The organism is Streptococcus sp. WB01_FAA12 (genome assembly GCF_012843315.1).
Taxonomy (GTDB): Bacteria; Bacillota; Bacilli; order Lactobacillales; family Streptococcaceae; genus Streptococcus.
This window is the reverse complement of the sequence record NZ_JABAEX010000003.1, coordinates 86933-100014: the sequence shown is the minus strand read 5'-3', so window position 1 is coordinate 100014 and position 13082 is coordinate 86933. Positions and strand designations below refer to the sequence as shown.

The 13082-nt window shown below is 41.2% G+C and carries 14 protein-coding genes and 1 riboswitch; of the genes, 4 read left to right on the top strand and 10 right to left on the bottom strand.

The window, feature by feature from the left end:
- The first annotated feature begins 39 nt into the window (after positions 1 to 39).
- The 4 genes from HF881_RS05675 (at position 40) to HF881_RS05660 (ending at position 2959) form a co-directional block, all read left to right on the top strand.
- On the top strand, positions 40 to 540 hold the full coding sequence (locus tag HF881_RS05675; RefSeq protein ID WP_231077322.1) for a hypothetical protein: 501 nt from the start codon (positions 40 to 42) through the stop codon (positions 538 to 540).
- A 204-nt stretch (positions 541 to 744) separates the two neighbouring features.
- A complete protein-coding gene (locus HF881_RS05670; protein WP_061418095.1) occupies positions 745 to 1398 on the top strand; it encodes a replication protein in 654 nt (217 codons plus the stop codon).
- A gap of 13 nt (positions 1399 to 1411) precedes the next feature.
- The gene (locus HF881_RS05665; RefSeq protein ID WP_061418099.1) at positions 1412 to 1675 is read left to right on the top strand and encodes a helix-turn-helix domain-containing protein; all 264 of its coding nucleotides are present in this window, start codon (positions 1412 to 1414) and stop codon (positions 1673 to 1675) included.
- A 66-nt stretch (positions 1676 to 1741) separates the two neighbouring features.
- Positions 1742 to 2959 (top strand): site-specific integrase, encoded by a 1218-nt coding sequence (locus HF881_RS05660; protein ID WP_169446768.1) that lies wholly within the window; start codon positions 1742 to 1744, stop codon positions 2957 to 2959.
- Between the two features lie 105 nt (positions 2960 to 3064).
- On the opposite strand, the gene rpsI is transcribed toward HF881_RS05660, so the two are convergent.
- The 10 genes from rpsI to HF881_RS05610 all read right to left on the bottom strand — a co-directional run bounded on the left by rpsI (position 3065) and on the right by HF881_RS05610 (position 12935).
- Positions 3065 to 3457: a 30S ribosomal protein S9 gene (gene rpsI / locus HF881_RS05655; RefSeq protein WP_000075973.1), complete on the bottom strand. Its 393-nt coding sequence runs from the start codon at positions 3455 to 3457 to the stop codon at positions 3065 to 3067.
- A gap of 18 nt (positions 3458 to 3475) precedes the next feature.
- Positions 3476 to 3922 (bottom strand): 50S ribosomal protein L13, encoded by a 447-nt coding sequence (gene rplM, locus HF881_RS05650; RefSeq protein ID WP_001044624.1) that lies wholly within the window; start codon positions 3920 to 3922, stop codon positions 3476 to 3478.
- Between the two features lie 210 nt (positions 3923 to 4132).
- A complete protein-coding gene (locus tag HF881_RS05645; protein ID WP_169446767.1) occupies positions 4133 to 5332 on the bottom strand; it encodes an ABC transporter permease in 1200 nt (399 codons plus the stop codon).
- Entirely contained in the window at positions 5329 to 6222 is an 894-nt protein-coding gene (locus tag HF881_RS05640) for an ABC transporter ATP-binding protein (protein WP_093585940.1), read from the bottom strand. The genes HF881_RS05645 and HF881_RS05640 overlap by 4 nt, the downstream gene beginning before the upstream one ends.
- A 251-nt stretch (positions 6223 to 6473) precedes the next feature.
- On the bottom strand, positions 6474 to 8879 hold the full coding sequence (pheT, locus tag HF881_RS05635) for a phenylalanine--tRNA ligase subunit beta (RefSeq protein ID WP_169446766.1): 2406 nt from the start codon (positions 8877 to 8879) through the stop codon (positions 6474 to 6476).
- Positions 8880 to 9006: 127 nt separating this feature from the next.
- Positions 9007 to 10053, bottom strand: a complete 1047-nt coding sequence (pheS, locus tag HF881_RS05630; protein ID WP_169446765.1) for a phenylalanine--tRNA ligase subunit alpha — start codon at positions 10051 to 10053, stop codon at positions 9007 to 9009.
- A 316-nt stretch (positions 10054 to 10369) separates the two neighbouring features.
- A complete protein-coding gene (locus HF881_RS05625) occupies positions 10370 to 10789 on the bottom strand; it encodes a chromosome partitioning protein ParB (RefSeq protein WP_169446764.1) in 420 nt (139 codons plus the stop codon).
- Between the two features lie 27 nt (positions 10790 to 10816).
- Positions 10817 to 11467: a phosphatase PAP2 family protein gene (locus HF881_RS05620; RefSeq protein WP_206283174.1), complete on the bottom strand. Its 651-nt coding sequence runs from the start codon at positions 11465 to 11467 to the stop codon at positions 10817 to 10819.
- Entirely contained in the window at positions 11457 to 12020 is a 564-nt protein-coding gene (locus tag HF881_RS05615; RefSeq protein WP_132972649.1) for an ECF transporter S component, read from the bottom strand. Before HF881_RS05615 ends, HF881_RS05620 begins: the two co-directional genes overlap by 11 nt.
- Positions 12021 to 12173: 153 nt before the next feature.
- Positions 12174 to 12391, bottom strand: a riboswitch (FMN riboswitch).
- Positions 12392 to 12431: 40 nt separating this feature from the next.
- Positions 12432 to 12935 carry a tRNA (cytidine(34)-2'-O)-methyltransferase gene (locus tag HF881_RS05610; protein WP_169446763.1) on the bottom strand — a complete coding sequence of 168 codons (504 nt, stop codon included), beginning with the start codon at positions 12933 to 12935 and terminating at the stop codon, positions 12432 to 12434.
- Positions 12936 to 13082: the final 147 nt, after the last annotated feature.

Below are 13082 nucleotides of genomic sequence, written 5' to 3'. Positions count from 1 at the left end.
ATCCTATCTATGCTTATTTCAATCTTATTGAGGCTTGGAATGAATCCCTTGGAAAACAGTATTTATTTCACATCTCTGTTTGATTTCCTGCACTTGCTTCACTTTATCAGCTCATCTATCTCTTTCTTGTCCCTTCTCTTATTCTTTGGATTATTTGGCTATGAAATTAAGATACGACAGAGAGAAGATAGAGTATCTAACCTCTTTAAGTCCATCATACAGACCTTTTCACTTCGCCTTTTTCTTATTCAAAGAGAACACTCAGAATCTGGAAGCACAAGCGAGCAAGGGAATATAAAAAGATACAGTCCTGTCAATAAACAGTTCAATAAAGCAATTCAGAAAGTGGTTGTAGATATAAGAGAAGGAAGCGCAACCTTGATTATTCCTGTTCCCAAATCCCAACAAGCCATTAAAATCTTAAAGGATTTGGAAACAATCATCAGTGAAGAAGTTTCTAGTCGCAATCCAGACTATTATTTTTCACGACCTGAAAGAAAGGGCATGGACTTCTACTTTATCGGAACAAGACGCAAATGATTGGAAGGGCGCTTTGGCGCACGAAGTGAGCGCCACCTAGCGCCCTTCTGTTTTGGTCTACGGACTAACGGGTTACTACGACCCCGTTAGTCCAATAATCAATAATCACAAAAATATCAAATAAAGCGTGTCCCACCTTCCGAAGACACCCCTCTAAATCTCCTTATAGATAGAAATACAATTTGAAAGCGAGACATATTGAATATGGCAAAAGAACAACGTTCTAATAAATGGGCTTTTCTTTTCTACAGAGAGAGCGCCCCAGAAAACTATTTGGAAATCCTTGAAGGTTTTCATATCCCCTTTATCTTATCACCTTGGCATGATAGAGATATCAATCGAAAAACAGGGGAACTTAAGAAAGCTCATAAGCATGGAGCCTTTTTCTTTGATTCGCTTAAAAGCTATAATCAAGTATCTGAACTCATCAAGGATAAATTAAAGGGGCCTGCTCATGTAGAGCCCATTATGTCTCCCAAGGGGATGTATGACTACTTTGTTCATGCGGAGAATCCTGAAAAGACTCAATACAAAATTGATGATATAGAAATAGGATGCGGATTTGAATTAGACAAATTCCTCATAAACAATAACAACGATGATTTTCTATCAGCCATCATTGATGTGATAGACAAGAAGAATTTCACAGAGTTTAATCATCTGGTTAGATATGCGAGAGAAGAAAATCCGATCTTATTAAGGCTTATCGTAGATAAAACTTACTTTTTTGCTAAGTATTTAGATTCACGAAGGTATAGCACAGACAAAAGCAAAATAACTTCATCAGAAAATTCTTTGACGAATACCCCGAATGAAACTAGTGACGTCATATCAAGCACTACTTCAATAGAAGTATAATGGAGGAAAAGCTATGCAAGTAATCTTACCAGATGAGCAAATTCATCAAATTCAACTTTTACTCTCTAATCTTATAAATAAAGAAATCAGAGAGCAATTAGACAAGAGCGGTATCGATAGCCCCTATTTGAACAAGCAACAAGCTTGTAACTATTTAGGTATATCAAACAATACACTGGATTCTTGGATTGTAAAAGGCCTACCCAAAATCAAAATCGGTAAAACGATTCGATTCCATAAAGACGCTATCGACCAATGGCTAAACTCACATAACTAGAAATATCAAGATTTTTGTTTTATAATAGTCATGATATTTTCTGGTTCGATACACAAGGAGAATATCATGACTATCACTAAAACAAAAAATGGTACTTATCGTTTAAAAATCTACATTCCAATAGAAGCTCGAATGCCACTTGGAATCGTCAGCAACAACTACTACGATAAACGATTCAAAACAAGAAAGGAGGCACGACAAGCAGAGATAGACTTACTCACGAAGTTAAACCAAATTGAAGACAATGCGTTTTCAGGACTAGGAAAAGAAGATATTCTTTTCTCAGACTTCTATAATAATATTTGGTGGGAATCCTATAAAGCAGGACAAACTACATCAACTTCTAAGCCACCAAGCAGGTCAACAATTGCTAATACCAAAACATGTTTTGAAAAGCATATACTATCACTTCTTGGCAACTATACGATTCAATTTTTAAACCAAAATAAACAGGTTATTCTAAATTTGATGACGGCAAAAGCCAACGAATATGCCAACTTCAAAACTTTACGAAGTTACGTTATTTCTATTTTTGATTGGGCAGAAGAACTTGAATATATTGAAGCAAATAGAGTTGCAAAAACTTTAAGACGAATTAAGGCTGTTAAAAAAATTCAACTTGCAGAATCAAAACGTGATGAAGATTTATATTTAACTCATGAGCAACTCCAAGAATGGTTCTCAGCCTTTAAAGAGGATTTAGAGAATGATAGAATATCACTCAAAGATTACGTCCTTTTCTATCTCACTTTTTTCCTTGGAGATAGAAAATCAGAAACATATGCTCTCCAGTGGAAACATATCGACTTTTCAAAATCTCAGATTCAGTTAATTCAGGCTTTAGATAGATACGGACAAGTAAAATCTACCAAAGGAAATAAAAAAACTATCTTTTCTATTTCTAGTGACTTGCTTCAACTCCTAACCTTATGGAAAAAACAACAAAAATATGAACTAGCAAAGTTTGGTATCATCAGTAATCCAGAACAATTCATCTTCACTTATATAGATACCAGAGGGAATATCAATAAACCCCTACATTCTGACTATCTTAATAATAAGATGCAAACTATCAGAAAGCGACACCCAGAGCTTACACACGCTACACCACATAAACTACGTCATACGGGAGCAACGCTCGCTAAACAGGCTGGAATGAGCTTAGAAGCCATTTCCGAAGCTCTAACACATAGCGACACAGGTACAACACAGATTTATGTCAATACTTCTAACGTAGTCCCTATGGCAGTCGGTGAATTTGCCTTAAAGTCTCTAAAACAATAAGGTTAAAATAAGGTAAACTTTGAGGTGAACTTTTTCAAAAAACACAAAAAAAGCACCCATGAGTAAACTCTTGAGTGCTTTGAAACGTTGATATAATCGTATTGATTAACGTTTTGAGAATTGTGATGCTTTACGAGCTTTCTTAAGACCTGGTTTCTTACGCTCAACTTTACGTGAGTCACGTGTAAGAAGTCCTGCACGTTTCAATGAATCGCGGAAGTCTGGGTCTACTTGAAGAAGGGCACGAGCGATACCGTGACGGATAGCTCCTGATTGACCAGCGTATCCACCACCTACAACGTTAACGAAAACGTCGTATGAACCTACAGTTGAAGTAACTGCGAATGGTTGGTTGATAACAAGACGAAGGTCAGCGTGTGGGATGTACTCTTCAACATCTTTTTTGTTAACAGTGATTTTACCAGTTCCTGGAACAAGGCGAACGCGTGCAACAGCGTTTTTACGACGTCCAGTACCTGCATATTGTGCTTGTGACATACTTTATTGTTCCTTTCCTTAGATAAGTCCTGAGATATCAAGAACTTCTGGTTGTTGTGCAGCGTGAGTGTGCTCAGCTCCAACGAATACTTTCAATTTCATACCTTGAGCGCGGCCAAGAGTATTGTGTGGAAGCATACCTTTAACTGATTTTTCGATCAAACGTACTGCATTTTTAGAACGAAGTTCACCAGCAGAGATTTGTTTCAATCCACCTGGGTGGTTTGAGTGAGTGTAGTAGATCTTATCAGTTGCTTTTTTACCAGTCAATTTAACTTTTTCAGCATTGATAACGATTACGAAGTCACCTGTATCAGTGTGTGGTGTGAATGTTGGTTTGTTTTTTCCGCGAAGTACGCTAGCAACAACTGCTGAAAGGCGTCCAAGAGGTACATCAGTTGCGTCAACAACGTACCATTTGCGTTCTACTTGGCCTGGTTTAGCCATGAATGTAGTTTTGTTCATGATTTCTCCTATATGAATATCGTTTTTGTTTACAGGGCGGATGTTCCGGTCCGCGGGGTATTTGAAAGGTTCCGGGGCCTTACAAATGGGGTAAACAATACCGTCTACTATCATACCAAATTTTACTACTAAAAGTCAATAGATATGAAAAATATTTTTACCGATTTCGCTGTTTAACATCTAGAAAAACCTCGCTTTCGCGAGGCTCTCCTATTTGTAAGCTAAGGCACGTTTAAAGGTTTTCCAGATTCCCAAATCATCCGTTTGAAGGACTAGACTGGCATACATACGTCCGATAAAGACTGTCGCAGTGACTGCAAAAGCAACCGTTATGGCAAGAGAAATCCAAGCTTCCAGACCACTTGCATAACCATTTATAGCTCTAAATGGCATAAAGAAGGTCGAAATGAAAGGAATGTAGGAACCAATTTTCAGAACTAAATTGTCACCAGCAGCACCTAGAGAAGTTACCCCCACAAATCCTGCTATAATCAAGATCATCAACGGCGACAAGGCCTTTCCTGAATCCTCAGGGCGAGAAACCATGGATCCTAGGAAGGCTGCCAAAACAACGTACATAAAGAGACTAACCAAGACAAACAATAAGGTATTGAGCGAGAAAGCCTCTCCCAAGTGGTTTAAAATACCAGATTGTGCCAAGATAGGGATATCTTTAAAGAGCAGAATGGCAGCAAGTCCACCCACGACGTAAATCCCAATATGGGTCAAAATCACAAGAAGCAGAGCCAGCATGCGAGCATAGAAATAATGACTAGCTCGGATACTAGAGAAGACCACCTCCATGATTTTGGTTCCTTTCTCGCTGGCTACTTCCTGAGCAGTGACGCTAGCATAAGTAATCAAAATCATATAAAGGAAGAAACCAAGCCCTGCGGCCGCAATGGTTTGAACAATTTTTTTGTTTTCCTTAGATTCATCAATCTTCTCAGTAAAGTCAACAGTTTGACTCAAGCGTTTCTCCTGTTCTTGAGACAAATTGGCTGCTGAGCGATTGAGTTGGTATTGCAGTTCATTTAACTTATTGGTTACTGCTAGTTTGATGCCACTTTCAAGAGAGGTTTCACCATGATAGACGGCTTTGATGACACTATCCTCTTGATCAATAGTTAGGTAACCCTTGATTTTCTCATCCTTGACAGCAGCTTGGGCACTGGCTTCATCCTTATAATCAAAGTTGATACCATTAGTACCCTTGAGCCCTTCTTCCACAGATGGCACAGTTGTTACTACTGCTATCTTGCTATTCTTGGCCATAGAAGAATTTTGGAGATAGCCAATTCCTACAGATAAGGCTAAAAAGAGGAACGGCGAAATCACCATAAAGAAGAAACTCCACGACTTGACATGTCGAAGATAGGTTTCCTTCATTACAACCCACATATTTCTCATACTTCCACCCCTGATTCTAGTTTAAAGATTTCATCGATTGTTGGAGCTTGTTGGTCAAAGGTCGCGATGTATTGACCTTGAGTGAGGATTGGGAAGAGTTCCCTTCCAGCACTCTCATCATCGAGGATCAATTTCCAACTACCTTGCTTGGTTAAGCTCACCTGTTTGACATGAGGAAGTTTTTCCAATTCTTCCTTGCTTCGTTCACTTGAAACAAAAAGACGTGTTTTCCCGTATTGATTGCGAACATCCTGAACTGGTCCATGCAAGACCACACGCCCATCACGAATCATCAGGATATCATCGCAAAGCTCCTCGACGTTGGTCATGACATGGTCAGAAAAGATAATGGTCGCACCACGCTCTTTTTCTTTTAAGATGACCTGCTTGAGCAACTCAGTATTGACTGGATCCAGACCACTAAAGGGCTCATCCAAGATAATCAAATCTGGTTCATGGATTAGGGTGATAATCAGTTGAATTTTCTGCTGATTCCCTTTGGAGAGGCTCTTGATTTTGTCGGTCAATTTGCCTTTCACTTCTAATTTTTCCATCCATTGAGGGAGTTTTTCCTTGACCTCCTTAGCATCCATGCCTTTTAGAGTAGCCAAGTAACGAACTTGCTCAAGGACTGTCAACTTAGGCATGAGGCTGCGTTCCTCAGGCAGATAACCAATCCGAGCGTAGGTTTCCTGACGAATCTCCTGCCCATCCAGACTGATTGCTCCTTGATAGTCCAAAAATTTCAACATGCTGTGGAAAATCGTTGTTTTCCCAGCACCATTTTTCCCGACCAGTCCCAGAATCCGTCCTGGACTTGCTTGAAAATCGACACCAAACAAGACTTGCTTGGAACCGAAACTTTTCTCTAGATTTCTTACTTCTAGCATTTTCCACCTCCGAAATATCTTGCACTTATTATACTCCTTTTTGATAGCCTTTACAAGGATTTATGTACATTTTTATCTTGTCCATCCCAGCTTAAAAACTACTTCCCCTAAGGGTCTTAAGTGCCTAAGTGATAGAACAATTATAGCCCATTAAAGTGCATACAGGTGCTTTTACTCCCCAATTGCCCATTTTTGATCCTGAATTGTCATTTTGAAAAGCAAGAATCCACCCCGAAGGATGGATTGATGGTTTAACGCACTTCTGCCTTAACTTTTTCTTCGAGTGATGCTTGGATTTTCTCCATGTAGCGAGCTACTTCTTCGTCCGTTAAGCTGTCTTCTGGATTTTGGAAGGTCAAGCTATAGGCCATTGACTTCATACCAAGTCCCAATTTTTCACCTGAGAAGACGTCAAAGAGTTTGATATCTGTCAATCGTCTCACGCCTGCAGCTTGGATAGCGTCTACAACTTCTTGATGGCTAATTTCTTCTTTGAGAAGAAGGGCAATATCACGGATGACTGCTGGGAATTTCGTGATTTCCACAAATGGAGCCGCTGGTTGTAGAGCAGCTTCGATGGCTGAAAGGTTGAGCTCCGCTACATAAGTTTCTGGGATATCGTAAGCCTTAGCAGTGACTGGATGTACTTGTCCAAGAAAACCAAGAACTTGGTCACCGAGTGAAATCACGGCTGCACGTCCTGGGTGAAGGCTAGCGATTTCAGCTGTTGCTGTATAGGTCACTTGGAGCCCCAAACGAGCAAAGAGGGCTTCCAGGATTCCCTTAGCATAGAAGAAATCAACTGGAACCGCTGCTGTTTGGAAGTCTTTTTCTGCAACCAAGCCTGTCAAGGCAAAGGCAAAGCTGTTGATTTCGTTTGGTAGGTCTTCTTTGGGATTGCCTGTTTGTTCAAAGACTTTTCCAATCTCGTAAAGAGCCAAGTTTTTGTTCTTACGCGCTACGTTGTAAGCAACTGTATCAAGGATACCTGAGACCATATTTTGACGGAGGACAGAACGGTCCACTGTCATTGGCCACATGAGTTCTGTCAGCTTACTTGGTTGAACTGTAAACTCAACTGCTTTTTCTGAAGTTGTTAGAGCGTAGGTGATGATTTCTGTCAAACCTGCTCCTTCAGCAATAGTACGAACTTGACGGCGAAGTTTTTGTGTCGCAGTCAATTCCCCTGCTGTACCGTCATCTTTTGGAAGACTAGTTGGCAAGCGGTCATAACCATAGATACGAGCGATTTCTTCAAAGAGGTCTGCCTCAATAGTAATATCCCAACGACGACGCGGTACGCTGACTGTAAAGCTTTCTGCATTTCCAGAAAGCCCAAATCCAAGACGACGGAAGACATCCTCTACATCAGCATATGAAAGCTCAGTTCCGAGAACACGGTTAACGTCAGCAAGAGTTGAAGAAACTTCCACATCAGAAATATCAAGTTCACCCGCTGAAACGATACCTTTACGCACCGTCGCACCTGTAAGTTCGGCAATCAGGCTAGCTGCAGCATCCAAGGCTTCATTGAGTGTTGCCACATTGATTCCTTTTTCAAAGCGAGAAGATGATTCTGAACGAAGGTTAAGGCGACCACTGGTCTTACGAATTGATTTGCCATTGAAAACAGCTGCTTCAAGGACAACACGAGTAGATTTTTCAGAGATTTCTGTTGCTTGACCACCCATAACACCTGCAAGGGCTACTGGCTTGTCAGCCACAGTGATAACTAAGTCATTTGTTTCCAACTCACGCTCTTCCCCATCCAAGGTCACCAATTTTTCACCAGCACGCGCTTCACGCACACGGATGTCAGTCCCTTCAAAGGTATCCAAGTCAAAGGCATGCATAGGTTGACCAAAGTAGAGTAGGATGTAATTTGTCACATCCACTACGTTATTGATGGGACGGATACCTTCGTTCATGAGGAGGTTTTGTAACCATTGTGGACTTGGGGCGATGGTCACATTGTCCAAGATACGAGCAGCGTAGTAGGGTGCCTTGTCTGTGTCAATGTTGACAGAAAGAGCATCTGCAGCGGCTTGGTCCATTTCTGAAAGAGTAAATTCTTTAAAGCTAACTGCCTTGTCATAGATAGCTGCTACTTCGTGAGCAACCCCACGCATAGATAGAGCATCTGCACGGTTTGGTGTGATAGAAAGTTCGATGATTTCATCATCCAAGTCTAGATATGAGAAAACTTCCTCACCTGGTACTGCATCTTCTGGCAAGATTTGAATACCATCTGCAAATTCCTTTGGCACAACGGAGTCAGAAATACCCAATTCACCAAGTGAACAGATCATTCCAAGTGACTCAAGTCCACGGATTTTTCCTTTTTTTATTTTATAGTTGTCAGCGATACGAGCACCTGGAAGAGCCACCATGACCTTGATACCAGCACGCACATTCGGAGCACCACAAACGATTTGGCGGGCTTCTTCTTCGCCAACGTTAACCTGACAAACATGGAGGTGTGTTTCTGGTACATCTTCGCAAGAAAGCACCTCACCGACGACAATTTTTGAGAGACCAGCAGCAGGTGATTCCACACCTTCGACCTCGATCCCTGTAGTTGACATTTTTTCAGCCAACTCTTGTGATGGTACATCAATGTCCACCAACTCTTTTAACCATTTATAAGATACTAACATAATTCTGATTGTAAGATCCCACCAAGTAAGACCTTTTCAATTCCTTTCTTTTTCTTCGAGTCAGTCGTTTCTTTTTAACTATATGAAATGTGAGCGACTGTTTAGGACTGTGTTTCAGGTTTCAATCTTATTTAAACTGTTCTGAGAAACGGACATCCCCTTGGTAGAAGCCACGGATATCGTTGATTCCGTAACGGAGCATAGCTACACGCTCTTGTCCAAGACCAAAGGCAAAACCAGAGTATACTGTCGCATCAATACCACTCATCTCAAGGACACGTGGGTGAACCATACCGGCACCCATGATTTCGATCCAACCTGTTTTCTTACATACGTTACAGCCTTCTCCACCACACTTGAAGCAGGAAACATCCACCTCAACAGATGGCTCTGTGAATGGGAAATAAGATGGACGCAAACGAATTTGACGCTCTTCACCAAACATTTTTTGAACGATTAACTGAAGCGTTCCTTGAAGGTCTGCCATAGAGATATTTTTCCCAACAACCAAGCCTTCGATTTGATGGAATTGGTGACTGTGGGTCGCATCGTCCGTATCACGACGGAACACACGCCCTGGTGAGATCATTTTCAAGGGACCTTTTGAAAAATCATGAGCATCCATAGCACGCGCCTGAACTGGAGACGTGTGAGTACGGAGCAGGATTTCTTCTGTGATATAGAAAGTGTCCTGCATATCACGGGCTGGGTGGTCTTTCGGAAGGTTCATGCGCTCAAAGTTGTAGTAGTCTTGCTCCACTTCAAAACCATCCACGACTTGGTAACCCATACCGATGAAGATATCTTCAATTTCTTCACTGGTTTGTGTGAGGACATGACGGTGACCAGTCGCAACTGGACGACCTGGAAGTGTCACATCGATGCTCTCGCTAGCCAGTTGAGCCGCGACTTTCTTTTCTTCCAAAAGCTTAGCTGTTTCTTCAAAGGCTGCTGTCAAGACATCACGAGCTTCATTGACATGTTTCCCGATGACAGGGCGCATTTCAGCAGAGACATCTTTCATTCCTTTAAGAATCTCCGTAAGCGAACCCTTTTTACCAAGGACAGCGACACGCAATTCTTGCATCTCTTTTTCATTTTCAGCAGTAATCTGCTTCAAGCTAGCCAGCGTCTCTTCGCGAAGCGCTTTTAATTGTTCTTCAATAGTTGACATAATTCCTCCATCAGTCTCTCGTAGATAAAAAGAAAACCACATGCCAAAAACTCCACTCGGAGCGTTGACACGCGGTACCATCCGTTTTCATCTGACAAGTCAGACCTTCATTTCTAAATCCATGCGCAAGCGAATTCACCCAGCTTTCATATAGAGAGCTTGCAGTCACGGCTCTCCTCCCTGATATACTTCCCTTGAGTTACTAGTCTTGCGGATTCCTATTCAATTACTACATAGTTTATCAGATTTTTAGTTAAAAAACAAGTTAGATTAGACTATTCTCAATATAAAATAAAAAGGAACAAAACACAATGCATTACCTATTTGTAGAATCTGTTTCTTCTGCTTTCCTTTTCAATAAAAGAGCTGCTGCTTGATTAAATCCATCACACCAATTATACCATTTTGCTTCATACTCATCTTGAGGTAAGATATGGTCTTTTAAATCCAAAACAGAGTAAATCTTTCTTTCCTCGCAAGCTTGCGCATAGAGATGATATAGTTCATCGCCACCATCTCTATCCCACTCAGCAGAAATCATATTCCTACCCGCCAATAAAGCTTGATAAGCCCTGTGATGGCCATCTGTAATCAACAAGCAATCTCCGAACGCAAGAATACTGATTGGAGCAACATTGATTATTTCTGCCGACTGATACAGCATCTGGATATCTTGTAACTTCTTTTCTGATAAGTATAGTTGAGTCGGATGGAGATCTGTTATATTGACTTTCATTTCTTTTTCCTCAAAGGAATTTGATACTCACTTCTGCTTGCCTTTAAATCGCCATTGGAATCGGAGCTTGTCATAGAAGGGAAACTCGATAAACAAGACTCCCAAGCCCACACAGAAACTGGCAAGAACATCTGATGGGTAGTGAACTCCCAGATAGACCCGAGATAGAAGCACACTGACTAGGTAGAAGCCAAGGACGATTTGCACAATTTTTCTCCAAACCGGATCTTTAATCCGTTGACTGAGGATGACAATCAGAGTGCCTATCATCAAGGTTACAGCCAGAGAATGTCCGCTTGGGAAGGAAAATCCTTTCTCCTCGACTAAGTGTAAGATAGCTGGTCGTGGGCGCTGATAAATATTTTTAAAGGTCACGATTAAAAGACCAGCTAAGGCTAGATTGCCCGCCATGAAGTAGCTTTCTATCTTCCACTGCTTACGATAAAAGATAAAGGCTGTAATGACAACCCAAGTGATAATCACTGGGATATCAATCAAATGCGTAAGGGCACGGAACAGAACTGTCAGATAATCTGGCAAGTCCCCACGAAGGGCAGTCTGAATCGGTTGATCAAAACCGACCAGCGTTTCAGGATAGAACTTAGCCATATATCCAAGAAGGACGAAAAGTAAAAGGGCAAAACTGCCCTTCATTAAAAATGTTTGTTTATCTCTCATAATGTTTTAAGGTTGATTTCAAGAGGACGTATAACAACCAGAATGAAACGGCAAAGATTACACCTTCAATCAAGTTAAAAGGTAATACCATGGTCATTAGGTAGTTGGAAAGTCCCAAAATTTTTCCAATATCAAAGTTAGCAAACCGCGCGTACAAAGGAACAGCATAGACATAGTTGAGAACCAACATCGCTGAAGTCAATCCTATAGTTCCCACTAGAGATGCTAGTAGGAAACGAAGGGTGCTACGTTCCTTTTTCCAAATCAAACCAAAAGCGATAACAAAAACTCCCAAAGCTATGATATTCATTGGCAAGCCAATGTAGGTATTCACTCCCTGGCTATTCAGAAGCAACTTCAAGAGTGATCGAAGTAAGAGAATCCCTAGAGCAGCAGGCAAATCCATCACCACCAAGCCCACAAGGACTGGCAAGATACTAAACTCGATCTTGAGGAAGGTCGCCGCTGGCAAGAGCGGAAAGTCAAAGTACATCAGCACAAATGAAATGGCTGATAAAATCGCAATGGTCGAAAGTCGACGTGTGTTTGTCATAACAGGTTCCTCCAATTTTCTATAAAATCAGAAGAAGTTGGAAAGGATCCCTCTATCTATTCTCACTTTTTATATCCAAAAAGTTCCCCCTCACTCTGTTGAGCAAGCGGTTGCAATTCATCTATAAACATATCCGAACAGACAAAGCCATTCTTTCGTCTTCTCCCATCCAGACTATACTGTCGGTTGTGGAATCGCACCACATCAGCTTGCGCTCGCGGACTTCTTTAACTAAGATATTTTAGATTAATCTAGGCGTCGCAGTCGAAGATAATACTTGAGTATATCGAGACAAGACAACGAAGAGTAAGCCAAAATAGCTAGTTAAAGTCACCGCCGGTCGGGAATTACACCCAGCCCTGAAGACCCTTTAATCATAACAAAAAACGCTTGCAAGTTCAAGCATTTTGATTATTTCAATTTATCTGCTTCATAGGTGTGAACGAGCTCTAAACCAGAAAAATTTTGCTGACGAAGAGCCTCATAGACAATCATGCAGACCGTATTGGAAACATTGAGGCTGCGGACATGTTCATCATTCATCGGGACACGGAGAGCTTTCTCTGGATGTTCACGCATAAAGTCCTCTGGCAAACCCTTATCCTCACGCCCAAAAAGAAAATAATGATCCTCACCGCCTGCCAAATTCGCCTCAGAATAAACCTTTTCTGCGAATTTCGAAATCAGGTAGACTTGCCCTTTCATCTGAGACATGAAGTCTGCCAAATTATCATAAAAATGAATCTCTAACTTGTCCCAGTAATCCAAACCAGCCCGCTTCATCTTGCGGTCATCAATCGGAAATCCCATCGGTTTAATGATGTGAAGGGGAGAATTGGTGGCAGCGCAAGTACGCGCGATGTTGCCCGTATTTTGTGGAATCTGAGGTTCAAATAAAACAATGTGATTTGTCATAATTGGCTTCCTTTTATCATTGCAAAAAAATAGCCACACTGCCCGGAGTCAAGCTCAGCAAACAGCGTGGTTAAGGCATCGTTAACTTACCTCACAACAGGTTTGAAGTAAATCAGCGAAACTACTTTCTTAGTATAACATTTTCAG